Origin of the sequence: Paenarthrobacter sp. AT5 (genome assembly GCF_032764245.1) — a bacterium.
Classification (GTDB): Bacteria; Actinomycetota; Actinomycetes; order Actinomycetales; family Micrococcaceae; genus Arthrobacter; species Arthrobacter ureafaciens.
Genome location: NZ_CP136441.1, coordinates 2,315,233 through 2,340,281, shown reverse-complemented (window position 1 = coordinate 2,340,281; position 25,049 = coordinate 2,315,233). Strand labels below are relative to the sequence as shown.

At 63.7% G+C, this 25,049-nt stretch carries 22 protein-coding genes; 5 read left to right on the top strand and 17 right to left on the bottom strand.

Annotation, left to right across the window (positions count from 1 at the left end; genetic code table 11):
- Positions 1–32 precede the first annotated feature (32 nt).
- Positions 33–803 (top strand): 6-phosphogluconolactonase, encoded by a 771-nt coding sequence (gene pgl, locus RI444_RS10675; protein ID WP_062099192.1) that lies wholly within the window; start codon positions 33–35, stop codon positions 801–803.
- Here pgl and RI444_RS10670 read toward each other — a convergent pair.
- From RI444_RS10670 to RI444_RS10600, 15 genes are all read right to left on the bottom strand, one after another.
- The gene (locus RI444_RS10670) at positions 756–1,151 is read right to left on the bottom strand and encodes an RNA polymerase-binding protein RbpA (protein WP_079941385.1); all 396 of its coding nucleotides are present in this window, start codon (positions 1,149–1,151) and stop codon (positions 756–758) included. The two genes, pgl and RI444_RS10670, sit on opposite strands and share 48 nt — an antisense overlap.
- A gap of 109 nt (positions 1,152–1,260) precedes the next feature.
- Positions 1,261–1,518, bottom strand: coding sequence for a preprotein translocase subunit SecG (gene secG, locus RI444_RS10665; RefSeq protein ID WP_021470411.1), 258 nt, complete (start codon positions 1,516–1,518; stop codon positions 1,261–1,263).
- 36 nt (positions 1,519–1,554) lie between these two features.
- The gene (gene tpiA / locus RI444_RS10660) at positions 1,555–2,370 is read right to left on the bottom strand and encodes a triose-phosphate isomerase (protein WP_207604779.1); all 816 of its coding nucleotides are present in this window, start codon (positions 2,368–2,370) and stop codon (positions 1,555–1,557) included.
- 75 nt (positions 2,371–2,445) lie between these two features.
- A complete protein-coding gene (locus tag RI444_RS10655) occupies positions 2,446–3,672 on the bottom strand; it encodes a phosphoglycerate kinase (RefSeq protein WP_062096845.1) in 1,227 nt (408 codons plus the stop codon).
- Between the two features lie 9 nt (positions 3,673–3,681).
- The gene (gap, locus tag RI444_RS10650) at positions 3,682–4,692 is read right to left on the bottom strand and encodes a type I glyceraldehyde-3-phosphate dehydrogenase (RefSeq protein WP_207604778.1); all 1,011 of its coding nucleotides are present in this window, start codon (positions 4,690–4,692) and stop codon (positions 3,682–3,684) included.
- 267 nt (positions 4,693–4,959) lie between these two features.
- A complete protein-coding gene (locus RI444_RS10645) occupies positions 4,960–5,583 on the bottom strand; it encodes a superoxide dismutase (protein WP_021470407.1) in 624 nt (207 codons plus the stop codon).
- 175 nt (positions 5,584–5,758) lie between these two features.
- Positions 5,759–6,739, bottom strand: a complete 981-nt coding sequence (whiA, locus tag RI444_RS10640; RefSeq protein WP_021470406.1) for a DNA-binding protein WhiA — start codon at positions 6,737–6,739, stop codon at positions 5,759–5,761.
- Between the two features lie 13 nt (positions 6,740–6,752).
- Positions 6,753–7,769, bottom strand: a complete 1,017-nt coding sequence (locus RI444_RS10635) for a uridine diphosphate-N-acetylglucosamine-binding protein YvcK (protein ID WP_062096843.1) — start codon at positions 7,767–7,769, stop codon at positions 6,753–6,755.
- Positions 7,769–8,692, bottom strand: coding sequence for an RNase adapter RapZ (rapZ, locus tag RI444_RS10630; RefSeq protein WP_021470404.1), 924 nt, complete (start codon positions 8,690–8,692; stop codon positions 7,769–7,771). Before rapZ ends, RI444_RS10635 begins: the two co-directional genes overlap by 1 nt.
- A gap of 111 nt (positions 8,693–8,803) precedes the next feature.
- The gene (gene uvrC, locus RI444_RS10625) at positions 8,804–10,816 is read right to left on the bottom strand and encodes an excinuclease ABC subunit UvrC (protein WP_207604777.1); all 2,013 of its coding nucleotides are present in this window, start codon (positions 10,814–10,816) and stop codon (positions 8,804–8,806) included.
- Between the two features lie 102 nt (positions 10,817–10,918).
- Positions 10,919–11,587 (bottom strand): lysophospholipid acyltransferase family protein, encoded by a 669-nt coding sequence (locus RI444_RS10620; protein ID WP_021470402.1) that lies wholly within the window; start codon positions 11,585–11,587, stop codon positions 10,919–10,921.
- Positions 11,574–12,290: an HAD hydrolase-like protein gene (locus RI444_RS10615; protein WP_316963909.1), complete on the bottom strand. Its 717-nt coding sequence runs from the start codon at positions 12,288–12,290 to the stop codon at positions 11,574–11,576. The genes RI444_RS10620 and RI444_RS10615 overlap by 14 nt, the downstream gene beginning before the upstream one ends.
- An 80-nt stretch (positions 12,291–12,370) precedes the next feature.
- Positions 12,371–15,298: an excinuclease ABC subunit UvrA gene (uvrA, locus tag RI444_RS10610; protein WP_207604775.1), complete on the bottom strand. Its 2,928-nt coding sequence runs from the start codon at positions 15,296–15,298 to the stop codon at positions 12,371–12,373.
- A 65-nt stretch (positions 15,299–15,363) separates the two neighbouring features.
- Positions 15,364–15,744 (bottom strand): GntR family transcriptional regulator, encoded by a 381-nt coding sequence (locus RI444_RS10605; RefSeq protein WP_021470399.1) that lies wholly within the window; start codon positions 15,742–15,744, stop codon positions 15,364–15,366.
- Between the two features lie 142 nt (positions 15,745–15,886).
- The gene (locus RI444_RS10600; protein WP_207604774.1) at positions 15,887–16,660 is read right to left on the bottom strand and encodes a trans-aconitate 2-methyltransferase; all 774 of its coding nucleotides are present in this window, start codon (positions 16,658–16,660) and stop codon (positions 15,887–15,889) included.
- Positions 16,661–16,743: 83 nt separating this feature from the next.
- Here RI444_RS10600 and RI444_RS10595 point away from each other — a divergent pair, with 83 nt between their 5' ends.
- From RI444_RS10595 to RI444_RS10580, 4 genes are read left to right on the top strand one after another with little or no spacing between them, the layout of a single operon-like run.
- Positions 16,744–19,278 (top strand): DEAD/DEAH box helicase, encoded by a 2,535-nt coding sequence (locus RI444_RS10595; RefSeq protein ID WP_316963908.1) that lies wholly within the window; start codon positions 16,744–16,746, stop codon positions 19,276–19,278.
- A gap of 23 nt (positions 19,279–19,301) precedes the next feature.
- Positions 19,302–20,687, top strand: a complete 1,386-nt coding sequence (locus RI444_RS10590; protein WP_207604772.1) for a CoA transferase — start codon at positions 19,302–19,304, stop codon at positions 20,685–20,687.
- 49 nt (positions 20,688–20,736) lie between these two features.
- On the top strand, positions 20,737–21,249 hold the full coding sequence (locus RI444_RS10585; RefSeq protein ID WP_062096838.1) for a GNAT family N-acetyltransferase: 513 nt from the start codon (positions 20,737–20,739) through the stop codon (positions 21,247–21,249).
- A complete protein-coding gene (locus RI444_RS10580) occupies positions 21,242–22,588 on the top strand; it encodes an alpha/beta fold hydrolase (protein ID WP_062096837.1) in 1,347 nt (448 codons plus the stop codon). The genes RI444_RS10585 and RI444_RS10580 overlap by 8 nt, the downstream gene beginning before the upstream one ends.
- Before the next feature lie 21 nt (positions 22,589–22,609).
- Here RI444_RS10580 and RI444_RS10575 read toward each other — a convergent pair whose 3' ends face one another.
- Together RI444_RS10575 and RI444_RS10570 are read right to left on the bottom strand one after the other, a co-directional pair.
- Positions 22,610–23,935, bottom strand: coding sequence for an MFS transporter (locus RI444_RS10575; RefSeq protein ID WP_207604771.1), 1,326 nt, complete (start codon positions 23,933–23,935; stop codon positions 22,610–22,612).
- A 26-nt stretch (positions 23,936–23,961) separates the two neighbouring features.
- Positions 23,962–24,987 (bottom strand): TerC family protein, encoded by a 1,026-nt coding sequence (locus RI444_RS10570; RefSeq protein WP_021470392.1) that lies wholly within the window; start codon positions 24,985–24,987, stop codon positions 23,962–23,964.
- Positions 24,988–25,049: the final 62 nt, after the last annotated feature.

Below are 25,049 nucleotides of genomic sequence, written 5' to 3'. Positions count from 1 at the left end.
GAGTTAGCATCCACCCCGACTCCAAGGTTCTGATGGCAGCCATTGCGGCACGCCTCATCACCAAGCTTGTGGACGTCCAGGACAAGCACGGCGAAGCTACGGTGGTCCTCACCGGCGGAACCGTCGGTATCGGCACGCTGAAGGCCGTGGCGGAGTCGGCCGCGGCTCCGGCAGTCGACTGGTCCCGAGTGAATTTCTGGTGGGGGGATGAACGTTTTGTGCCCGCCGACAGCGAGGACAGGAACACGCGTCAGGCCTACCAGGCTCTGTTGGCACATCTGCCCGTAGATCCGAACCGGGTCCACGAACCTGGCTCGTCTGACGATTTTGCGACTGCCGACGAAGCTGCCCAGGATTACGCAGCCAAGCTCAAGGAAGCAGCGGAAGCCGAGCACGCAGCCGACATGTCAGATGATCGTCCGGAAGAGCCCGCAGCACTCCCCCGCTTCGACGTCTTGCTGCTGGGTGTCGGTCCGGATGCGCATGTGGCTTCCCTCTTCCCGGAACAGGGTGCAATCAGGGAGAAGAGCCGAACGGTAGTGGGGGTCGAGAACTCGCCGAAGCCGCCGCCGTCGCGTATTTCGCTGACGCTCCCCGCCATCAACACCGCCCAGGAAATCTGGATGGTGGTTGCGGGCGAGGACAAGGCCGGCGCGGTAGGCCTGGCCCTGGCCGGTGCCAATCCAGTACAGGTGCCCGCAGCAGGCCCCGTGGGCCAAGCCAGGACACTGTGGCTTATCGATGAGAATGCGGCTTCACGCGTCCCCCAGCAGCTGGTCCGGAAGGACCCCGCGGGCGCGTAGGCGTTCAAGCGCTCCTGCCAAGACCTTTTCCGCGTCTTGGCTGGAGCGTCTTTCTTTAACGTAGTCCAGGTGCGACTTGAAAATCTCGTCCTCGGAACGTGCCGAAGCCGGGTGCAGCGGATCCCTGGAGGCGGGTAGCCCGCACTTCGGGCAATCCCAGCTCACTGGTATCTGATCTTCGGGCAGCTTAAGAAAAACAAGCCGCGTCTCGTGTCCCTTGGCGCACCAATAGGGAACACGAATACGCGGCAGTTGTTCTCCATCACTATGATCACTGTGATTTCTGGGAGGCGACCCCTGGGCTACGCCCACCCGGGTGCCCCGGTAACCTTGCGTGCCATGAACCATTTCGATCCCCTAGCGACTCGGTGATCGGCCTGAAAGGCCAGTAGGCCTTTCAGGCCGACACGCTCAGTCTAATGCCAGGGCGCGGACGGCGGCACCCTTCGGATGAAGGCTAGGAATCCCCACCGGAGGTGAAGCGCATGATCAGGCCCAGCCCGATGATCACCACACCCCACGTAACACCCAGGATGATGGTAAACCTGTTCAGGTTCCGCTCAGCGACGCCGGACGAACTCAGCCCGGAACTCATGCCACCGCCGAACATATCCGACAAGCCGCCACCGCGGCCCTTGTGCAGGAGGATGAGCAAGGTCAGCAGGAGGCTGGTGATGCCCAGCAGGATCTGCAGGATGACTTGAAGAACGTCCACGACGGCCTTTCGAAGAAACGGAAAACGGGAGCCCGACTAGCCGTTGGCGACGTGGCTCTCGAACCTGACAATGTTAGCAAACTCGGCCGGGTCAAGGCTGGCGCCACCCACAAGCAGGCCATCGACGTCGGTCTCGGCCATGATGGCCGCAGCGTTGTTGGCCTTGACCGATCCGCCATAGAGCAGCCGGGTCTTCCCTGCCACATCGGCGTCGAACAGTTCCGCAAGTTCAGCGCGGATGGCTGCGCACATCTCCTGTGCATCGTCCGGGCCAGCCACTTCGCCGGTGCCGATGGCCCACACGGGCTCGTACGCAACCACAAGCTGAGCTGCCTGCTCTGCCGTGAGGCCCTCGACCCCGGCCCGCAGCTGGGCCAGCGTGTGGTCCACATGGGTGCCCGCTTGGCGCACCTCGAGGCCTTCACCAACGCACAAGACGGGGGTGACCTCGTGGCGGAACGCGGCCTTGACCTTGGCGTTCAGGACCTCGTCGGATTCGTTGTGGATGGTGCGGCGTTCGCTGTGCCCAACCAGGACATAGGCGCAACCCAGTTTGTTCAGGAATTGACCGGAGATGTCTCCCGTGTACGCGCCGGAATCAAACTGGGAAAGGTCCTGGCCGCCGTAGACGACGTCCAGTTCGTCGCCCTGGACGAGCGTCTGCACACCGCGAAGGTCTGTGAACGGAGGGAAGACGGCAACTTCAACACGGTTGTAGTCATGTTTGGCGTCCGAAAGCGTCCACGCCAGCTTCTGCAACAAGGTGATGCCCTGGACATGGTCCATGTTCATCTTCCAGTTGCCGGCGATGAAGGGTTTGCGGACGAAGTTGCCGTTGTCAGAAGTAGTCACGTGAACTCCAAGATTGCTTGTGAAAAGTGAACGGCCGGCGGAACGCAGGGGCGTCCCGCCGGCCGGATTGCTGATTTAGCGGTCCAGGACGCTGAGGCCCGGAAGTTCCTTGCCCTCGAGGTACTCAAGGCTGGCACCGCCGCCGGTGGAGATGTGGCCGAACTGCGAGTCCTCGAACCCGAGGGTACGAACGGCCGCAGCCGAATCGCCGCCGCCAACCACCGTGAAAGCCACGGTGTCCGTCAGGGCCTGGGCGATGGCACGTGTGCCGCCGGAGAAGGCCTCGAACTCGAAAACGCCCATGGGGCCGTTCCAGAAAACGGTCTTGGCACCCTCGATCTGGGCAGCAAAGGCGGAAGCTGATTCCGGACCAATGTCCAGGCCGATACCGCTCTTGCCGAAAGAGCTTTCCTCAATGGCGTCGGCCTTCACTACCTCGTGCTCCGCGTCTGCGGCGAACTTGGAAGCGACCACGACGTCGGTCGGGATGACGAATGACGTACCGGCGTCGGCAGCGCGCTTGAGGTAGTCCTGCACAACGGGAATCTGGTCCTCTTCCAGCAGGCTGCCCGCCACCTTGTGGCCGGCCGCTGCCAGGAAGGTGAACAGCATGCCGCCACCAACGAGGATGGTGTCCGCCTTGCCCAGGAGGTTGTCAATAACCGCGAGCTTGTCCGAGACCTTGGAACCGCCGAGCACCACCACATACGGCCGCTGCGTGTCCGTGGTGAGCTTCCGGAGGACCTCAACCTCGGTGTGGACGAGGTCGCCCAGGTAAGCGGGCAAGCGGGTAGCGACGTCGTAGACGCTGGCGTGCTTGCGGTGGACGGCGCCGAAAGCGTCATCCACGAATGCTCCATTGTCCCCGGTCAGCGCTACAAGCTCGTCAGCAAAGGAGCCACGTTCGGCGTCGTCCTTGCTGGTTTCGCGTGCGTCGAAACGGACGTTCTCCAGGATGAGCACTTCACCATCCTGCAACGCCGCAGCGAGGGCCTTGGCGGACTCTCCGACGGTATCTTCGGCCAACTGGACCTTGAAGTCGGCGAGCTCAGCAAGACGGGCTGCAGCAGGCTTGAGGGAGTACTTTTCCTCGGGAGTTCCCTTGGGGCGTCCGAGGTGGGCGGTGACGAGCACGCGGGCACCGGCGTCCGAGAGCTTCTTAAGGACCGGAAGGGAAGCCTTGATGCGGCCGTCATCGGTCACTGTAGAGCCGTCGAGCGGCACATTCAGGTCACTTCGAACCAGAATGTACCGCCCGCGGACACCTTCAGCGATGAGTTCGTTGAGGGTGTGAGATGTCATGTGTCTACCCTAGCCCAGCTTGGATGCAACGAGCTCCGTGAGGTCTACGAGGCGGTTGGAGTAGCCCCATTCGTTGTCATACCAGGAAACAACCTTGACCTGGTTGCCGATGACCTTGGTCAGGCCCGAGTCAAAGATGGACGACGCCGGATCCCCCACGATGTCAGAGGAAACAATCGGGGCGTCTGTGTAGGTGAGGATGCCGGCCCACTGGTCGGACTCGGCAGCAGCCTTTACAGCCGCGTTGACTTCCTCAACCGTCACTTCGCGGGACACGGTCACAGTCAGGTCCGTAGCCGAACCGGTGGGGACGGGCACGCGGATGGCGTAGCCGTCAAGCTTGCCCTTGAGTTCGGGAAGCACCAGGCCGATGGCCTTCGCAGCGCCGGTGGACGTGGGCACCATGTTGATGGCAGCTGCACGTGCACGACGCAGGTCCTTGTGCGGGCCGTCCTGAAGGTTCTGGTCTGCCGTGTACGCGTGCACGGTGGTCATCAGGCCACGCTCGATGCCGAAGGCGTCGTTGACAACCTTGGCCAAGGGGCCGAGGCAGTTGGTGGTGCATGATGCGTTGGAAATGATGTTGTGTGCGGCGGGGTCGTAGAGGTCGTCGTTCACGCCCATGACGATCGTGATGTCCTCGTCGCTGGCAGGCGCCGAAATAAGAACCTTCTTGACGCCGGCGTCGATGTGCTTCTGCGCTGCCGAAGCTGCGGTGAAGAAGCCTGTGGACTCGATGACGATGTCAACGCCGAGGTCGGCCCAGGGAAGGTTGGCGGGATCACGCTCTGCCAGAACCTTGATGGACTTGCCGTCAACGACGATGTTGCCGTCCACAACTTCCACGGACTGGGTCAGACGGCCTCCGACGGAGTCGTACTTCAGGAGGTGCGCCAGGGTCTCAGGGTTGGTGAGATCGTTGACTGCCACGATCTCAAGGTCTGCGCCCTGTGCCAGCGCGGCGCGGAAGTAGTTACGGCCGATGCGGCCGAAGCCGTTGATACCAATACGGGTGGTCACTGTTTGTCAATCTCCTTGGTGCTCTTGCAAGCACGCCTCGTGAGTTGGAATTGGGTCCAACCAACAGACCCCGCACGTCATTGGGCAGAGGTGATTATCAGATCGGAGGGCGACCAGCCACGTTGCTGAAGGCTGACCGCCTTCCGTGATCCATCTTACGTTTAACTGAGCCTGCCCCCGCAACTGCGGAGGCAGGCATTTCAGCATTTGGGCCTATTTCACTGAAATGTGACTTTTGTTACACCTCAATGAACGCGGCCTCACCAACTAGAGAACGATGAGCCCCGTGGCGTTGGCGCGGGCTGCTTCGAAGCGCTTGGCTACGTCCGCCCAGTTGACGATGTTCCAGAAAGCCTTCACGTAGTCAGCCTTGACGTTGACGTAGTCCAGGTAGAAAGCGTGCTCCCACATGTCGAGCATGAGCAGCGGGGTGGTGCCCACGGCAACGTTGCCCTGCTGATCGTAGAGCTGTTCGATCACGAGGTTGCCGCCAATGGGCTCGTAGGCAAGGAAGGCCCAGCCGGACCCCTGCAGGGCAAGTGCTGCAGCAGTGAACTGAGCGCGGAAGGCATCGAACGAGCCAAAGGCATCCTCGATGGCTGCCGAGAGCTCGCCTTCGGGCTTGTCGCCACCGTCCGGGGAGATGTTGTTCCAGAACACGGAGTGGTTGATGTGGCCGCCGGTGTGGAACGCCAGGTCCTTGGAGAGGCGGTTGATGTTGGCGAAATCACCCTTTTCGCGGGCTTCCGCCAGCTGTGCGAGGGCGTTGTTGGCGCCGGCAACGTAGGCGGCATGGTGCTTGCTGTGGTGCAGCTCCATGATCTTCGCCGAAATGTGCGGCTCCAGTGCTGCGTAGTCGTAGCCGAGCTCGGGCAGGACATACTCTGTCACGAAATCCTCCAATGTAGTGGACCGAAGTCCGGTTGGTAACTCTCGTTCTGTTCATCCGGCCGATGAACCGGCCGGAAACCCTTGGGCGGAGAAGCCTCCTGTTGAGTCTACGGGCGACAACCCGACTGGCCCCCGGAGTATTTCCCCCGCACCCTGTCGATTCTATGGGCGGCGGCTATTCGTCCATCATTTCCGGAGTCACATTTGCCTCTGTACCCGGGATGCCCAAGTCGAGAGCGCGTTTGTCCGCCATGGCCAGCAGACGCCGGATGCGTCCGGCGATCGCGTCTTTGGTCATAGGCGGATCGGCAAGCCGGCCCAGCTCATCCAGGCTTGCCTGCTTGTGGGCAACCCGCAGCTCCCCCGCGTATTTCAGGTGCTCGGGAACGTCGTCGCCGAGGATCTCCAAGGCCCTGTCGACCCTGGCGCCGGCAGCAACGGCCGCTTGGGCGGAGCGGCGCAGGTTGGCGTCGTCGAAGTTGGCCAACCTGTTGGCCGTGGCGCGCACTTCCTTCCGCATGCGCCGTTCTTCCCACACCATCAGTGCATCGTGGGCGCCCATCCGGGTCAGCAACGCGGCGATGGTGTCGCCGTCGCGGATGACCACACGGTCAACTCCCCGTACCTCGCGTGCTTTGGCCTGGATGCCAAGGCGGCGTGCTGCGCCGACCAGTGCCAATGCGGACTCGGGACCCGGGCACGTCACCTCCAAGGAGGAGGACCGTCCCGGTTCCGTGAGCGAGCCGTGGGCGAGGAAGGCCCCGCGCCACACGGCCTCCGCATCCGCCGCCGAACCGTTGACGACCACCGACGGCAGCCCCCGCACAGGCCGGCCCCGGCCGTCCAGGAGGCCGGTTTGCCGGGCCAGCGCCTCGCCGTCGCGGACCACGCGCACGACGTAGCGGCTGCCGCGGCGGAGGCCACCGCCGGAGACGACGATGATTTCGCTTTGGTGGCCGTAAACCTCGGCAATGGCCGCCCGAAGCCGCCGGGCGGTGGAAGCCAGGTCCACCTCGGCCTCGATGACGATCCGGCCCGAAATAATGTGCAGGCCGCCCGCAAACCGGAGCATGGCCGAGACTTCGGCCTTGCGGACTGAGGACTTCTTGATGTCCAGCCGGGACAGTTCGTCCTTGACCGACGCGGTAAGTGCCATCGCGTATGTATTCCTAACTGTTCCCAAAGATATCGTGGTACGCCGCCGCCAGGAGCAGTGGGTCATGGACGGGCCTGCGTCTCGACGCCCCTACTCTACCCAAGACGACTTCGGCCCCGATCATCCCGGCGGCCTTCTCGAAGGCTTTGAGGTCCTGTACGGCGGCCGGGTCGGCAAGCACAACGTCCACGCTGAATTCCGGGGCGTAGCGCCGCAGGACATCCAAATGGTCGGCGGCGGTCATGCCTGAGGTTTCCTTGGTCTCGACGTCGAGATTCATGGTGAGGCAGCGTTTTGCGGTTGTCTCCCCCAATGCCTGGCGAAGTTCGGGCAACAGGAGGTGCGGCAGTACCGAGGTGTACCAGGAGCCGGGGCCCAGGATGACCCAGTCGGCCAGCTCAATGGCGGTCAGCGCTTCTGTGCAGGCCGGTGCGTCCTCGGGAAGGAGCCGGACCTCCTCGAGCTTTCCGGCTACCGCGCATTTGGCCTGGCCGCGCACCGTCTGCAGCTCATGACCGCCTCCGGGAAGTTCCACCCGGGCTTGCCCTTCGATGGTCAGCGGCACGCTGGACATGGGCAGGACCTGTCCGCGGGCACCCAGCAGCGCGCCGGCCCACTTGAGGCCTGCCACAGTATCGCCCAGCAGTTCCCACAGCGTCACGATCAGCAGGTTGCCCATGGCGTGATTGTCCAGTGAACCACCTTTGGCGGTTCCCGCGTTGAACCGGTGCTGCATGACATCGCGCCAGGTGCGGCCCCAATCGGTGTCATCACAGAGCGCACTGAGTGCCATCCGCAGGTCCCCGGGCGGGAGGACGCCGTACTCGTCCCGCAGGCGCCCGGAAGAACCGCCGTCGTCCGCTACCGTGACGATCGCCGTCAGCTCGGAGGTCAGAAGGCGCAGGGCGGACAGGGAAGCGGCCAGCCCATGGCCGCCACCGAGGGCGACGACGGAGGGGGTCTTGTCCTGCTGGCTGCCGGGAACGCCTTTGGGCGGGATCAGCGGCAGCGGACCGGTGAGGACGCCCATTACTCGCGACCCAGGTCTCGGTGAGTGGTTGTCACGGTCACCCGCGGGTACTGCGCGAGCCGCTTGGAAAGCTCGACGGCGACAGCCACCGAGCGGTGCTTGCCGCCGGTACAGCCCACGGCCAGCGTGGCGTAGTGCTTGTTCTCCTGGCGGTAACCGTCAAGTACCGGCTCCAGGGCGCTGACATAGCGGTCGACGAACTCGTGGACACCGTCGGCTGCCAGCACGTAGTCGCTGACGTCCTGGTCCAATCCCGTATGCGGGCGCAATTGCGGAACCCAATGCGGGTTAGGAATGAAGCGGGCATCGGCAACGAAGTTCGCATCCACGGGAAGCCCGTACTTGAAGCCAAAGCTCATGACGTTCAGCCGGAGGGTGACCGGGCCGGTGTCGCTGAACAGTTCGGTGATCGCCGTAGCCAGGCCATGGACGTTGTAATCGCTGGTATCCAGGACAATGTCGGCGTGTTCCTTGAGTTCCCGGAGGACCTCACGCTCCACTCCGATGCCGTCCAGGATGCGTCCCCCGCCCTGCAGCGGATGCGGCCTGCGGCCCTGCTCGAACCGGCGCACCAGGACTTCGTCCCTGGCGTCGAGGAACAGGACACGGAACGTCACGCCGCTGGCACTCAGGGCACCCAAGGCGGTCTGGATGTCCGTGAAGAGGTCCTTGCTCCGGACATCAACGACGACGGCCAGTTTGGGGATCGATTTGGGGGCATGGGAAACGATCTCGGCGAGCGTGCCCAGCATCTGCGGGGGAAGGTTGTCCACCACATACCAACCGTGGTCCTCCAGCGCGTCCGACGCGGTGCTTCGGCCTGCCCCGGACATGCCCGTCACCACCAGCAGTTCGGCCTCCGGCGGCTTGACGGGGGTCATCCCGTCCTGTTCCGCGCCCGATCCTGCCGTTGCCTCGTCCATCCGTCGTCCCCGTTTCCCTGAAAGTGGTGTGTCCCACAAAGCGCCTGTTGAAGGCAGGCATATGCGCCGGCGGCATCGCGAACGCGGCCACCGGTCAAGTTCTTACCCTAACTAAGATTCCAGGATTTCGCCGGTGGTCATGTTGATGGCCGGTGCGGCGTCCTCTGTATTCTCTGCGGAACCGAGGTGCCGGACAACAGCGGCAGCCAGGGCGGGCCCGATCCCCTTGGCCGACGTCAGTTCTTCGACGGAAGCGGCCTTGATCTTCTTCAAGGACCCGAAATGCGCCACGAGGGCCTTCCGCTTGGCTTCTCCCAGGCCGGGAACACCATCCAGTGCCGAGACCGTCATGGCCTTGCCGCGCTTTTGCCGGTGGAACGTGATGGCGAAGCGGTGTGCCTCATCGCGGATACGTTGCAGCAGGTAGAGGCCTTGGGACGTGCGCGGAAGGATCACCGGAAAATCACTCTCCGGCAGCCACACCTCTTCAAGCCTTTTGGCCAAGCCCACCACGTAGACGTCGTCAATCCCCAGCTCGGCCAAGGCCCGCGCAGCGGCGTTCACCTGCGGTTGTCCGCCGTCCACCACCACCAGGTTGGGCGGGTAGGCGAACTTGGCTTTCGGCTCCGGTTGGGACGGGTCCGACGGCGACTCTTCGGTAGCGCCCGTCACCGCCTTTTGGAGCGGGTTGACGATCTCACCGGACACGGGCACCTGCTCGGCCTTGTCGTTGAGATAGTGCCTGAACCTGCGGGTGAGGACGTCGTGCATTGCCGCGGTGTCGTCCGCGGCAGCCGCTCCGGTAATGGAGAACTTGCGGTAGTCGGACTTCTTGGGCAGGCCGTCCTCGACCACCACCATGGATGCAACCACATTGGTGCCCTGGACGTGGGAGATGTCGAAGCATTCGATCCGAAGCAGCGGAACAGGCAGTTCCAGTGCTTCCTGGAGTTCCTGCAGGGCGAGGGAACGCACCGTGATGTCCCCTGCCCGGCGGGTCTTGTGCAGCTTCAGGGCCTGTTCCGCGTTTTCCTTGACGGTGGACATCAAGGCGGCCTTGTCCCCCCGCTGCGGCACCCGGATGTCCACCTTGGCGCCACGCAGCCCGGCCAGCCATTCGGAAAGTTCGTCATGGTTGCTCGGGATTTCAGGAACCAGGACCTCGCGCGGAATGCGGCCCTGGACTTCGCTGTCCTCGCCGTAAACCTGCTGGAGCAAGTGCTCAATGAGCTCGGGAGTGGTGGCGTCTTCCACTTTCTCCACCACCCAGCCACGCTGGCCGCGGACCCGCCCGCCGCGCACGTGGAAGACCTGGACGGACGCTTCGAGTTCGTCATCGTGCAGGGCGAAGACATCGGCGTCCGTGTCTTCGGACAGGACCACTGCGTTGCGTTCAAAGACCTTGCGAAGGGCGATGATGTCGTCCCGGAGGCGCGCTGCCCTCTCATAGTCGAGTTCGGCAACCGCGGCGGCCATGTCCTTCTCGAGCTTGTTGATGAACCGTTTGGCTTCCCCGCCCATGAAGGAGCAAAAGTCCTCGGCCAGGCCCCGGTGTTCCTCCGGGCTCACCCGGCCCACGCACGGCGCGGCACATTTGTCGATGTACCCCAGGAGGCACGGCCTGCCGCTGGCCTGGGCGCGTTTGAAAACGCCTGCGCTGCAACTGCGGACCGGGAAGACCCGGAGCAGGGTGTCCATGGTCTCGCGGATGGCGCCTGCGGTGTAGGGGCCAAAGTAGCGTGTTCCCTTTTTCCTCTCGCCACGCATGACCTGGACCCTGGGGTACTTCTCCCCCATGGTCACTGCGAGGTACGGGTACGTTTTGTCGTCCCGGAACACCACGTTGAAGCGCGGCTTGAACTCTTTGATCCACGTGTACTCGAGTTGCAGCGACTCCAGCTCGCTGCCCACCACCGTCCATTCGACGCTGCTCGCGGCGTGCACCATGGCGTGCGTCTTGGGCAGCAGGCCCGCCGGATTGGCGAAATACGAATTCAGCCTGGAACGGAGGTTCTTTGCCTTGCCCACGTAAATGACGCGGCCGTGCGGGTCGCGGAAGCGGTATACGCCGGGGTTGGTGGGGATTTCGCCTGTTTTAGGGCGGTAACTTGCTGGATGTGCCACGTTTCAAGTCTAGTGATCGGGGCGGACAGCATACGCCGCCGCCGTGCAGCATGGTCAGTGCAGAGGATGGGCGGCGCACTGGATGGCGGGTACCCGGGCGGGCTACTCCACCGCCTTGCTCTGGTTATAGCTGGTGGACCGCTCCTGCCCGCTGAGCGCCGCAATGGCATCCATGATGCGGTCAGTAACTTCGCGCCGGGCCGGCAGTGAATGGTCAGGGCCGGTCTTTTCGAAGTACAGCGGTTCTCCCACCTTCATGGTGAAGTGCTGGGGGCGCACAGCGTTCCTGCCTGCCGGCTGCAGCTTCTCAGTGCCGATGAGTCCCACCGGAATGACAGGTGCGCCAGTGGTCAACGCCAACCAGCCCACTCCGGTCCGTCCGCGGTACAGGATCCCGTCCCGGGATCGGGTTCCCTCAGGGTAGATGCCAATGCCCTTGCCATCCTCGAGGATATCCAGCAGGGTCTTCAATGCCTGGACGCTGGCTGCCTGTTCGCCGCGTTCGACGGGGATGGAACCCACAGCTTCGAAGAAGGACTTCATGACGGCGCCCTTGACGCCCTTGGTGGTGAAGTATTCGGCTTTGGCGAAGAAAGCTACCGGCCGAGGCATGAGCGCCTGGACAATGACGCTGTCCAGGAAGGAAAGATGGTTGGGTGCGACGATGAAGGGGCCTTCTTTGGGCACATTCTCAAGGCCGATGACCGTTGGCCGGCACGTGGTGGAAATCAGTCCACGGGTAGTCCACCGGATCGCATCAAATACTGCCATCGTTATGTACCTCGCTCAGGGCCGCCGCTCGGACAGCATCAAGTTCTTCAATTTTGCTTCGCAGTTCCAGCGTCGTGGCTACCACGGCCACGGCCCCGGCTTCCTCAAGTTCGCCGTCGGGAGCGAACCCCCACCTGACACCAATGCAGTACAGGCCGTTCGCCATGGCCCCGGCGACATCCTGATGCCTGTCGCCGACCATGACTGCCGGCTGGCTGTGCAGTGAGGCCAACGCGGCCCCCACGATGCCAACCTTGCCGGGGGCGGCATTCGTACCGAGTGATTCGTCGTCCGGAGCTCCGTGAATGGCAACGAAGAAGTCTGCGATGTTGTGGTGCTCAAGAACCAGCCGCGCAATCCCTTGCGGTTTCTGCGTTGCCACAGCGGTAGGCCGGCCCGACTCGGCGTAGAACTCCAAGAGATCGAAGATGCCGGGGTAGAGCTTGCTCTGGGCAATTCCGGTGTCCCGGTAATGGCTCCGGTAGCGATGGATGGTCTCATCCACCAGGGCCGCGGGCACCTGCGCAAGATTCAGCAACGCGTCGCTGAGCTTGGGTCCGACCATCGAATTCAGCACAGCCTGGTCCGGAACCGGTAGTCCCATTTCCCGCAGGGCAGTCGAGATGCCTCCCGTGATACCGCCTGCTGGATCGACAAGGGTGCCGTCCAGATCGAAAATTACGGGCACCTTTGTATGAGTCACCGGCTTAGTTTCCCACACGTAGCGGCATGCCTGAAACTCGCATGCCGCTACGGGAATACTTCGACCGCAGTAAAGGGCCGTTAACCGAGAATCTCGGCCAGGAACTTTGCCGTGTGGCTCTCGGTCGACTTGGCCACCTGCTCGGGCGTGCCTGTGGCCACCACCCGGCCGCCTCCGGAGCCGCCGTTTGGACCGAGGTCAACGATCCAGTCGGCGGACTTGATCACGTCCAGGTTGTGTTCGATGGTGATCACCGTGTTGCCCTTGTCCACCAAGCCCTGAAGGACCATGAGGAGCTTCCGGATGTCCTCGAAGTGCAGGCCGGTGGTGGGTTCATCCAACACGTAGATGCTGCGCCCGTTGGAGCGTTTCTGGAGCTCGGCTGCCAGCTTCACGCGTTGCGCTTCGCCGCCCGACAAGGTGGTGGCCGGCTGGCCAAGGCGAACATACCCGAGGCCGACGTCCACCAAGGTCTTCAAATGCCGGGCGATCGGAGTGAACGCCGCAAAGAACTCGGCAGCTTCCTCGATCGGCATGTTGAGGACATCGGCGATGGTCTTGCCCTTGTAGTGCACTTCCAGCGTTTCCCGGTTGTAGCGGGCACCATGGCAGACCTCGCAGGGCACATACACGTCCGGCAGGAAGTTCATTTCGATCTTCAACGTGCCGTCTCCCGAGCAGGCTTCGCAGCGGCCGCCCTTGACGTTGAAGGAGAACCGTCCTGGCAGGTAGCCACGAACCTTGGCTTCCGTTGTTTCCGCGAAGAGCTTCCGGATGTTGTCGAAGACCCCGGTGTAGGTTGCCGGGTTGGACCGGGGGGTCCGGCCGATGGGGCTCTGGTCGACGTGGACCACCTTGTCCAGGTGCTCCAGGCCGTTCACTGTCCGGTGCCTTCCGGCTACCTGCTTGGCACCGTTGAGCTTGTTCGCGAGGACCTTGTAAAGGATCTCGTTGACCAGAGTGGACTTTCCGGAGCCGCTGACGCCCGTCACGGCAGTAAACAGACCCAGCGGGAAGGTCGCGTCCACGTTGTTCAAGTTGTTTTCGCGTGCCCCAACGACCTTCAGCTCACGCTTCTTGTCGTACTTGCGGCGCTTGGCGGGGACGTCGATCTTCCGGCGCCCGGACAGGTAATCACCGGTCAGGGATTTCGTGTTCGCCAACAGTTCCTTGTAGGTGCCCGAGTGGACCACCTGGCCACCGTGCTCACCTGCGCCCGGTCCGATGTCCACTACCCAGTCGGCCTCATGGATGGTGTCTTCATCGTGTTCCACCACAATGAGGGTGTTGCCCAGGTCCCGCAGCCGGGTCAAGGTCTCAATGAGGCGCCTGTTGTCGCGCTGGTGGAGGCCGATGGAAGGCTCATCCAGTACGTAGAGGACGCCCACCAATCCCGAACCGATCTGCGTGGCCAGGCGGATACGCTGGGCCTCTCCGCCGGACAAGGTGCCGGACGGGCGCTCCAGGTTCAGGTACTCCAAGCCGACGTCCAGGAGGAACGTCAGGCGGGCCTGGATCTCCTTGAGGACCTGGTGTGCAATCTGCGCTTCACGGCCGGTGAGCGTCAGGTTGCCGAGGAAGGAAGCGCACTCCCGCATGGGCAGCGCAGCGACTTCGGCGATGGATTTGCCGTTGATGAGCACCGAGAGGGATGCCGGGTTGAGGCGGGCACCGTTGCACTCGGGGCAGGGAATCTGGCGCATGTACTCTTCGTACCGGTCCCGCGCCCAATCGGAGTCCGTCTCGCCGTGCTTGCGGTGCACATACTGGATGGCGCCCTCGAAGCCGGTGCTGTACTTGCGCTCACGGCCAAAGCGGTTCCGGTACTGCACAACCACTTTGTGGTCCTTGCCGTGCAAGACCGTGTTGCGGACGTCCTTCGGCAGTTTTTCCCAGGCCGTATTCATGGAGAAGCCGAGCTCCGAGGCAAGACCTACCAGGAGCCGGTTCCAGTACTCCGTGGTGGCACTGCCCATCGACCACGGCGCAATGGCGCCCTCGGCCAAGGAGAGTTCCGGGTTGGGAACGATCAGTTCCTCGTCCACCTCAAGCTTGGTACCGATGCCGCTGCAGGCAGAACAGGCGCCGAAAGGGTTGTTGAAGGAGAAGGAGCGGGGTTCGATCTCGTCAATGGCCAGTGGATGTTCGTTGGGGCATGCCAGGTTCTCGGAGAAAGCGCGAATCCGTGCGGGGTCCTCGGCGTCGAGGTCAACGAACTCGACCAGTACGCGGCCCTCGGCCAGGCCCAGGGCGGTTTCCACGGAGTCGGTGAGGCGCTGGCCAATATCTTCCTTGACCACCAGGCGGTCCACCACAACCTCAATGGTGTGCTTGAACTGCTTTCCCAGCTTGGGAGCTTCACTGAGCTGGACCAGTTCACCATCCACCCGGGCGCGGGAGTAGCCCTTGGCCGTGAGCTCCTTGAAGAGATCCACGAATTCGCCCTTGCGGCCGCGGACCACCGGGGCGAGGACCTGGAAGCGCGTGCCCTTGTCGAGCTCGAGCAGCTGATCGACAATCTGCTGCGGAGTCTGCCGCGTGATGGGCTCACCACAGACCGGGCAGTGCGGACGTCCCACACGGGCCCACAAGAGGCGCATGTAGTCGTAAATCTCGGTGATGGTGCCAACGGTTGAGCGCGGGTTCTTGCTGGTGGACTTCTGGTCGATGGAGACCGCGGGCGAGAGGCCTTCGATGAAGTCGACGTCGGGCTTATCCACCTGTCCCAGGAACTGGCGCGCATAGGCGGACAGCGACTCGACGTAGCGGCGCTGGCCCTCAGCAAAGATGGTGTCGAAGGCAAGGGACGACTTACCGGATCCGGAGAGCCCGGTGAAGACGATCATCGCATCCCTGGGAAGATCGAGGTCGACATTGCGGAGGTTGTGCTCACGCGCACCCTTGACCACCAGGCGCGACAGATCCGGGCGCACGGGCTTGGCGTCAGGTGCGACGGAAACAGTGTTCAGGTCATGGACGGCTGTATCTTCAGCTAAGGCTTTGGGCACCCAACAATGCTAGTCGAAAACGTCTTCGAATTTCCATGTCGTTGCTCACACCCTACCCGGCGGTATCAGTCGGCATCATAGGCTGCGGCCAGAAGCTGCACCGCCTCCGCGAACGATGCCCCCTGGGCCTTCGCGGCTGCCGCATATTGGGCGGCGACTTCGGCCAAAGCGCCCCACCGGTCGTCGCGGGCGCAGATCACGGTCCCATTGCGGCCCCTGGTGGCAACGACGCCGGCGGCTTCGAGTTCCTTGTAGGCCCGGGCAACAGTGTGGGGCGCAACATCAAGGACCCCGGCAAGGTTCCGCACCGGGGGAAGCTTGGCACCCACGGCCAGGACGCCGGAGTCGGCCAGTTCGATGATCCGCAGCCTCAACTGCTCGAACAGGGCAACCCCGCTGTTGGTGTTCGGACGCCAGTTTCCAGGAAACTCACCGTTGCCGGTCATTGCGGGCACCGGCAGGGCGGCACCTGGGCGGCGGTGCCTTGATCAGCGAAACGTCCTTGGTCCATGCCGAAAATTAGACCAGCGTCGAAGTGCCGGGACAAGCTGTGACGGCTCGCGGGAAAGCGTACGGCGCTGTTGCCTGTCACGGATTCCTCTGTGCCACGGCGAAGATCCGCCTGAACGGAAACACGGTGCCATGCTTCGATGGAGGGTAGGCCTGACGCAGCATAGCGGCGTATTCGTGCTCGAATTCGGCTCCCTCGGCCGGAGACAGGGCTGCCAGTACCGGCCGGAGTCCAGTGCCCCGCACCCAATCAAGGACAGGGTCCTCGCCCGGGAGCACCTGCAGGTAGGTCGTTTCCCAAGCGTCAGCCGTGCAACCGGCGTCGAGCATGATGTTCAGGTAGTCAGCAGGGCTGCCGACGGCGTCGTGCCGCAGTACACCGGCCAGGCGCGGCGCCCAGGCCGGCGAGTCGGCGAGTTCACGCATCAGGGTGTGTGACGGCGAGGTGAAATTGCCGGGGACCTGCAAGGCAAACCAGGCCCCTGGCTGCAAAGCGCGCAACCAGGAAGCCAGCATTTCCTGATGGCCGGGGACCCATTGGAGTGCTGCATTGGTGACGACGACGTCCACGTCCGGCTCCGGCTGCCAATCGGCAATATCGCCGTGCTGGAAGCCGAGGCGGCCGGGCTCGGCCAGCGCGGCAGCTTTGGACAGCATTTCGGCAGACGAATCGATCCCCGTCACCCGTGCTTCCGGCCAACGCCTTCCCAAGGTGGCGGTAAGGTTGCCGGGCCCGCATCCAAGGTCCACCACCCGGGTGGGGTCATCGGCCCGGATCCGGGCAACGAGGTCATGGAAGGGACGGTCACGATGGTCACCGAACTGGACGTATCTACTGGGATCCCACTTCATTCGACAACCCTTCAGGCAAGCTCCGGACCGGGTACTGCTGACCTGAGCGAGCCTAGTGCGTCCGGGCACTAAGCTGGAAACCAATGAAACTTCCAGAGCAGCTTCCAGCTTCCACCGGCGCCGGGCCCCTCGACCCTGACGAGATCTACACGCGGTTTGTCGAATGGACGGAGAGCCGCGGGTTGCAGCTCTATCCCGCTCAGGACGAGGCCATCATGGAACTCGCCGCAGGCAACAACGTCATCCTGGCGACGCCCACGGGTTCAGGAAAGTCGCTGGTGGCGATCGCGGCCCACTTCGAGGCCATGGCCCGGGGCCAACGAAGCTACTACACCGCTCCCATCAAAGCGCTTGTCTCCGAGAAATTCTTTGCCCTCTGCGAGATTTTCGGCGCGGAGAACGTCGGCATGATCACCGGCGATTCCGGGGTCAACCAGGACGCCCCCATCATTTGCTGCACGGCCGAAATCCTGGCCAACACCGCGCTGCGCGAGGGGGCGGCTGCGGAACTTGGCTCAGTGGTGATGGACGAGTTCCACTTCTACTCCGACCCGCAACGCGGCTGGGCGTGGCAGGTGCCGCTGCTGGAACTGCCGCAGGCACAGTTCCTGCTGATGTCCGCCACCTTGGGCGACGTCACCCGGTTCGAGCGCGGCCTGACGGAGTTGACCGGGCGGCCCACAACCACCGTGAGCTCGGCGGAGCGGCCCATCCCGCTGCATTACTACTACCACGTCACCCCCGTCCACGAGACCTTGGAGGAGTTGCTCTCCACCAAGCAGGTGCCGGTCTATGTGGTGCACTTCAGCCAGGCGGAAGCGATCGAGCGCGCGCAGAACCTGATGAGCATCAACATGTGCAGCCGCGAAGAAAAGGACCGCATCGCCGAGCTGATCGCGAACTTCCGGTTCGCGGCCGGCTTCGGGAAGACCTTGAACCGCCTTGTCCGCCACGGAATTGGGGTGCACCACGCGGGAATGCTCCCCAAGTACCGCCGGCTCGTGGAGCAGTTGGCCCAGGCCGGACTCTTGAAAGTCATCTGCGGCACGGACACCCTGGGCGTCGGTATCAACGTCCCTATCCGCACGGTGCTGCTCACCGCTTTGAGCAAGTACGACGGCGTTCGCACCAGGCTGCTTAACTCCCGCGAGTTCCACCAGATTGCCGGCCGTGCGGGCCGGGCCGGGTACGACACCGCCGGGACAGTGGTGGTGCAGGCTCCGGAACACGTTGTCGAGAACACAAAGGCCATGGCCAAGGCGACCGCGAAGTTCGGCAACGACCAGAAGAAGCTCCGCCAAGTGGTGAAGAAGAAGCCGCCTGAAGGTTTTGTCTCCTGGGGGGAACCGACATTCAACAAACTGGTGGAATCGACGCCGGAACCGCTGAGCTCGAGCTTTACGGTCACCCACGCAATGCTGTTGAACCTGCTGGAACGGCCGGGCGACCCCTTCCTGGCGACGCGCCGGTTGCTGACGGAGAACCACGAAACCAGGGCATCCCAGCTCAAGCTCATGAAGAAGGCTTTGGGTATCTACCGCGAACTGCTGGCGGCAGGTGTCGTTGAGCGCGTTCCTCCCGGGGAACAGGACGCTGAGGGCCGTTCCGTGCGGCTGACGGTCCATCTGCAGCCCAACTTTGCCCTCAACCAGCCTCTCTCCCCCTTCGCGCTGGCTGCCTTGGAGCTGCTCGATCCGGAGTCGCCGTCGTACGCCTTGGACGTCGTCTCGGTCATCGAGGCCACGCTTGAGAAGCCGCGCCAGATCCTTTCTGCCCAGCAGAAGAAGGCCCGCGGCGAGGCCGTCGCAGCCATGAAGGCGGATGGCATCGAGTACGACCGACGCATGGCCATGCTGGAGGAAGTCACGTACCCGATGCCCCTTGCCGGAATTCTGGGCGAGGCCTTTGAGGTCTACCGCAAGGCGGCACCGTGGGTGGGTGACTTCGAGTTGGCGCCCAAGTCGGTCATTCGCGATATGTACGAGCGCGCCATGAATTTCGGCGAGTTCGTCCAGTTCTATGGCCTGGCACGTTCCGAAGGGATCGTCCTGCGCTACCTCGCCGACGGCTTCCGGGCCCTGCGGCAGACCGTACCCCAGGACGTGCTGCGGGAGGACCTCGAAGACCTCATCGCATGGTTGGGGGAACTGGTCCGCCAGGTGGACTCGAGCCTCCTTGACGAATGGGAGGAACTGACGGCCGGGCTGGCTCCGACGCCGCATGATGCTCCCCCGCCGCCTCCGCCGTCGTTGACATCCAACGCCAGGGCATTCCGGGTGATGGTGCGCAACGAGATGTTCCGCAGGGTGGAGCTGTTTGCTGACGAAGACTCGGCCGCCTTGGGCGAACTCGACGGCGAGGGCGGTTGGGACGGCGATCGCTGGGAAGAGGTCCTGGACGACTACTTCGACGAACACGACGACATTGGAACAGGTCCCGATGCCCGCGGACCCGGGTTGCTGATCATCACCGAGGAACCCGGGAAGTGGCTCGTCCGCCAAATCTTTGACGACCCCGCCCGCAACCACGACTGGGGTATCTCGGCGGAAGTCGACCTCCAGGCCTCCGATGAAACGGGAACCGCCGTGGTCCGCGTGACCGACGCCGGCCGCTTGTAGCGGGTCATAGCGAAGAGGCGCGAATGCATCCTGTTCCCAACCTGGCCGACAGCCTCCGTACACTGGAGGCCGTCAAGGACGTGCCTGTTGCGGAATGGTCCGGGCCGCGCCTGTGGTGGCGCGGGCCCTTGGATGTGGAGGGCCTCGCCATTGGGTCGGTCCAGGCTGCGGCGACCGCCCTCAACGCCTTGACAGGCACGTCGGCCTATTCGGTCCCGTCAGCGGGGACCGCAGCCGCCTTTGACTCGCTGCGGCACTTGCGGATCGCCGGAAAGCAGCCGGAAGGTTTCGCGCCCCTCTCCGGCTTCCGTCCGACGTCGGACGGTTGGGTCAGGTTGCATGCCAACTATCCGCACCACGCGGCCAGGCTTTTGCAGGCCCTTTGCGTTTCCTCAACCGCCGACGTCGGCCCCGCCTTGAGGGAGCTGACAGCGTCGGAAGCGGAATCAGTGATTACCGCCAAAGGCGGCGTTGCCGCGGCTGTTCGAACCCGAGCGGAATGGACCCGCTCCCCCATGCACCAGGCGGCAAGCCGCGGTCCCTGGATCGCGCTGAGGGAGTCCGGGGGATCATCAGGGGAACGCTGCTGGGTGCCGGGGGGCGATGCCGCCCGTCCGTTGAAGGGCTTGAGGGTCCTCGACCTGACACGGGTCATAGCGGGACCAACGGCCACCCGGCTCCTCGCCGCGCTGGGGGCGGACGTCCTCCGGATCGACCCGCCCGGACTTCCCGAACTTCCCGATGCGTTCCTCGATTGCGGATTCGACAAACGAAGCGTCGTGGCGGACTTCTCGGTGCCTTCGGTTCTGGACGAGGTGCGCGCTGTGGTGGCACGGGCCGACGTCGTGGTCACAGGCTACCGATCCGGAAGCCTGGAGCGCTTCGGACTGGGAACGGGTGATCTGGCACGGGACAATGGTGGACTGGTGGTGGCGACGCTTAACGCCTGGGGTGCCGGTCCGTGGCAGGAGCGCCGGGGTTTCGACAGTATTGTCCAAGCCGCCTGTGGCATCGCTGCTGACTACGGAAGCGACGGCGACGCCGGATGGCGGCCGGGTGCGCTTCCGGTCCAGGCGTTGGACCACGCAACGGGCTACGGCCTGGCAGCGGCCATTCTGGGATTGCTTGCCGAACGGACCCGCACGGGCCGGGGCGGTGTGGCCACGATGTCGCTGGTCCGCACCGCTGAGGAGCTTTTCGGGGCCGGACTCCTTCCGGCCCAGGTTCCCGGCCACGAGCCGGCGTCACTGCCGGAGCCACTGCCGGAACCTGGATACCACGGGATGGAGAGCGTCCACGGCCATCTCCGGTTCGTCGGTCCGCCGCTGCTGGCCGACGGTGTTCCTGTCAGTTACACCCGCGCGCCTGTGGCCTATGGCTCGTCACAGCTCTTGTGGGGCAAGGCCTGAGCTTTGCGGCATCAGGCACCCGGGGCCGGGCGCTAGTAAGCTCGGAACCATGAGTGTAATCCGCCCCGCAACCGCTGATGATGTCCCCGCGATCCTTGGCATGATCCATGACCTCGCCATCTACGAAAAAGAACCGGACGCCGTCAAGAACACGCCCGAAAAACTCACCGAGGTCCTCTTCGGAGACAACCCCCGGGTGTTCGCAAACATGGCAGAGAACGCGGCCGGCGAGGTCCAAGGATTTGCCCTGTGGTTCTTGAACTATTCGACGTGGGAGGGCGTCCACGGCATCTATCTCGAGGACCTCTATGTCCGGCCCGAAGCCCGTGGCGAGGGCCACGGAAAGGCGCTGCTGCAGTACCTGGCCGCTACCGCCGTCGAACGCGGATACGCACGCGTGGAGTGGAGCGTCCTGGACTGGAATGAACCGTCCATCAAGTTCTACAAGAACCTGGGCGCGCTGCCCATGGAGGAGTGGTCCACGTTCCGCCTGACGGGCGAAGCCCTTCATACTTTCGGATCGGCAGCCGGGGCGCCGGACAGGGCGTTGGCGCGTGGCTGAACTGCACAGCATCCGCGCAAGGCACGAGTTCCGGGGCCTCCGCACCGTGGAACACTTCTTCACGGTGCCCCTTGACCATGGCCCGGTGGAGGCTTGGGCGGGCCATAACGGCCGCGAGGCAATCCCTGGCGAAGAGTCCATCACGGTCTTCGCCCGCGAGTACACCTCCACGGAACACTCGGCGGAGGACGCGGCACGCTTGCCCTGGCTTTTGTACCTTCAGGGTGGACCGGGCGGACGCGGCAACCGGGTAACCTCCCTGTCCGGCTGGATGAAGGCTGCGGCCAAGGATTTTCGCATCCTGATGCTGGACCAGCGCGGTACCGGCCTGTCCACGCCCATTGAATTCCAATCGTTGGCACGTCGCGGAGACGCAGAGCGGCAGGCCGAGTACCTGGCGCACTTCCGGGCTGACTCGATCGTGGCCGATGCCGAGATGATTCGCCGGATCCTCGGGGCGGAACCTTGGACGGTGCTGGGCCAAAGCTTCGGCGGATTCTGCGCACTCACTTACCTGTCCTTTGCACCGGAGGGACTTCGTGAAGTCCTTATCACCGGCGGCCTCGCGCCCCTCCAAGGGCCGGCCGAACGGGTGTACCGTGCTACCTTCCGTCGCGTTGCCGCGCGCAACGCCGAATACTTCGCCTGGTACCCCGAAGACCGCGGGCGTATTACCCGGATCATGCGCCATCTGGCGGACCAACCAGAGCATCTGGCCAGCGGCGAGCGGCTCACCCCGGAAAGGTTCCAGATGGTGGGCTCATTCCTCGGTGGCAACACGCGGGTAGATGCCCTGCATTACCTCCTGGAGGACGCGTTCATCGAAACAGCCACGGGACCCCGTCTGTCCGAAGCGTTCCTTGAGCAGGTCCGTTCGCTTGTGAGCCGTGCCGGCAACCCGCTGTACGCCGTACTGCACGAGTCCATCTACGCGCAGGGCGAGGCCACCAAGTGGGCAGCCTGGCGGGTCCTGGAGGAGTACCCGGAGTTCGAACCCTCCGCGGACGAACCCCTTCTCACCGGCGAAATGGTCTATCCCTGGTACTTCGTGCAGGATCCTGCGCTTGTGCCTTTCCAACCGGTCGCGGAGTTGCTTGCCAGCAAGGCGGACTGGGGTCCCCTCTATGACACGCAGAGGCTCGCGACGAACACTGTTCCTGTAGCCGCCGCGGTGTATCAGGACGACATTTACGTGGACCACGCATTATCCATGGAGACTGCGTCGGCGGTACGGGGCCTCCAGCCTTGGGTGACCGATGCCTTCCACCACGACGGTATCGGCGAAGACGGCGAAGGCATATTCCGGCGCCTGTTGGGGCTGGTCCGTCCCGGCAGCTGATAAGCCGCGGAGTTGCTTCACCTAGGCGGAGGTGGCCGACTTCCGACGGGTCGCAGCGGTGACCGCGAACGCGAGCACCGCTGCGGCCAGCACGCCCCCGGCTGTATTGAGGCCCTGATACCCGGCCGAGGCCAGGACCAGGCCTGACGTCGCGCCGCCCAAAGCCCCGGCAGCACCCATGAGAGTGTCAGAGACACCCTGTACGGTTACCCGTTGGCTTTCCGGGACGCTTTCGGCAAGGAGCGTGGAGCCTGCGATCGTGGCACCCGACCAGCCAAGCCCCAGCAGGATCAGGCCTACGGTCACCAGCGACGGCTCATGCTGGCCCAATCCGGCGACGACGACGGCGACGAGCAGCAGCCCGTGTCCCGCGATGATGCTCGCATAGCGGCCCGCTTTGTCAGTAAGCCAACCCCAGACCGGGGACAACGCGAACATACCGGCAATGTGGAGGGAAATAGTCAACCCGATCACTACCAGGGCGTCGGTGCTGTCGCTCACCGAGGCGTGCTGGTGCCCGGACGCAGTGGAGGTTCCTGCGATGAGTTGCTGCAAGTGCAGGGGCGTCATGGACATGACGGCGACCATGACGCCGTGGGCAGTAACCACTGCGCAGAGTGCCAAAAGGGCCGGTCGCGACGCGCGGATTGCGGCCAATCCCGAACGGACGGTACCCCGGGCCGGGGGAAGGGCGCTTTTTGACCCTTCCGAGGCCAGGCGGCGGGAAAGGAGCAGCGGGTCCGGCCTGAGGCCAAAGAAGAGCAGCGCGGCTGCGAGGAACAAGCCCGCTGCGGAGAAGACGAAAGGGCCGGCAATTGGTGGCATCCCCAGCGCGGTTCCCACCACTGCGCCGGGCTGGATGAGGTTGGGCCCGGCCACTGCACCGATGGTAATCGCCCACACCACAGTGGAGAGCGACCTTCCGCGATGCTCCGCGTCCGCAAGATCGACGGCGGCAAACCTGGCCTGGAGGTTGGCGGCGGTGCCGAGGCCGAGGAAAGCCCCGCCCAGAAGGAGCAGCAGGAACAATCCCGCCACCACTGAAGCCATCATCAGCAGCGCACCGGCCAGTGCAGCGACCAGCCCGGCGACCAACCCCGTCCTTCTCCCCCGCTGCTCTGCGAGCCTGGCAAGTGGCAAGGCGAACACAGCGGCTGAAAGGGTGAGGATGGTGGTGACGGACCCGGCCCAGACTTGCGAGCCGGAAAGGTCGACGGCCAGCAGGGAGCCGATGGACAACGTAGCGCCGTTTCCGATGCCGCTCAAGAGCTGGGCACCGCTGAGCAGGGCAACAGAACGGCGCTGGACCCGTTGCGGATCCAGCGCCGTTGATGAAGTGGTAGTCACCCCAAGAGACTACAGCCAAGCCATGCCTAGTCGGCTTGGCTCATGGACTTCTTTGCATCCTCTTCCAACCGGGCGTCGATCTTTGCCCGCCGGGCCGCCGGGCTGAGCAGGCTGGCGACGACGGCGACGACGATGGTTCCGACGATCACTGCCAGGGAAACGAAGGTCGGAATCTCCGGAGCCCACTCGATGTGCCGGCCGCCGTTGATGAAGGGAAGCTCGTTAACGTGCATGGCGTGCAGGACAAGCTTGACGCCGATGAAAGCGAGAATCACAGACAAAGCGTGCTTCAGGTAGACCAGGCGGGTCATCAGGCCGCCGAGCAGGAAGTACAGCTGGCGCAGGCCCATCAGGGCGAAGATGTTGGCGGTAAACACGATGAAGGCGCTCTGCGTCAGGCCGAAGATTGCCGGAATTGAATCAACGGCAAACAGCAGGTCCGTCATGCCGATCGTGATGAACACGATCAGCATGGGCGTGAAGACCTTCTTGCCGTCCACGGTGGTCCGGAGCTTGCCGCCGTCGAACTTCTCGGACATCGGCAGGACCTTGCGGAGGCGGGCAATCAGCGGGTTCTCGACGTCCTCTTCATCCTCGCCGGAATCCGTCGCTTGCTTCCAGGCCGTCCAGAGAAGGAATGCGCCAAAGATGTAGAAGACCCAGCTGAACTGTTCGATGACCACGGCGCCCAGGGCAATGAAGATACCCCGCAGGACAAGCGCGATGATGATGCCCACCATCAGTACTTCCTGCTGGTACTTCCTGGGTACGGAGAACCTGGCCATGATGATGATGAACACGAAGAGGTTGTCGATGCTGAGACTGTACTCAGTGACCCAACCTGCGACGAACTGGCCGCCGTATTCGGGGCCGGTGAAGTAGAACATGGCACCGGCAAAGACCAAAGCCAAAGCCACATAGAAGGCGACCCACAGGCCGGCTTCCTTCATGGACGGTTCGTGGGGACGCTTGACCACCAAAAGCAGGTCTATGGCCAAGATGATTCCGAGGGCGACGAACGAGCCGACCTCGAACCAGACAGGGAGCTCCATTAAAGAAGGCCTTTCGCAGGGTACGGGAAAATGGTGTAAGTCTCTCCGGCCTGCCGATGCGC

Bases quoted from the DNA above. Each gene is read 5' to 3' on its own strand.
- RI444_RS10570 (WP_021470392.1), bottom strand. From the start codon at position 24,987: ATGGAGCTCCCTGTCTGGTTCGAGGTCGGCTCGTTCGTCGCCCTCGGA.
- RI444_RS10605 (WP_021470399.1), bottom strand. From the start codon at position 15,744: ATGACCGGCAACGGTGAGTTTCCTGGAAACTGGCGTCCGAACACCAAC.
- RI444_RS10590 (WP_207604772.1), top strand. From the start codon at position 19,302: ATGCATCCTGTTCCCAACCTGGCCGACAGCCTCCGTACACTGGAGGCC.
- RI444_RS10635 (WP_062096843.1), bottom strand. From the start codon at position 7,769: ATGGGCGTCCTCACCGGTCCGCTGCCGCTGATCCCGCCCAAAGGCGTT.
- RI444_RS10670 (WP_079941385.1), bottom strand. From the start codon at position 1,151: ATGGTTCATGGCACGCAAGGTTACCGGGGCACCCGGGTGGGCGTAGCC.
- RI444_RS10655 (WP_062096845.1), bottom strand. From the start codon at position 3,672: ATGACATCTCACACCCTCAACGAACTCATCGCTGAAGGTGTCCGCGGG.
- RI444_RS10585 (WP_062096838.1), top strand. From the start codon at position 20,737: ATGAGTGTAATCCGCCCCGCAACCGCTGATGATGTCCCCGCGATCCTT.
- RI444_RS10595 (WP_316963908.1), top strand. From the start codon at position 16,744: ATGAAACTTCCAGAGCAGCTTCCAGCTTCCACCGGCGCCGGGCCCCTC.
- whiA (WP_021470406.1), bottom strand. From the start codon at position 6,739: ATGGCACTTACCGCGTCGGTCAAGGACGAACTGTCCCGGCTGGACATC.
- pgl (WP_062099192.1), top strand. From the start codon at position 33: ATGGCAGCCATTGCGGCACGCCTCATCACCAAGCTTGTGGACGTCCAG.
- RI444_RS10600 (WP_207604774.1), bottom strand. From the start codon at position 16,660: ATGAAGTGGGATCCCAGTAGATACGTCCAGTTCGGTGACCATCGTGAC.
- RI444_RS10620 (WP_021470402.1), bottom strand. From the start codon at position 11,587: ATGGCAGTATTTGATGCGATCCGGTGGACTACCCGTGGACTGATTTCC.
- rapZ (WP_021470404.1), bottom strand. From the start codon at position 8,692: ATGGACGAGGCAACGGCAGGATCGGGCGCGGAACAGGACGGGATGACC.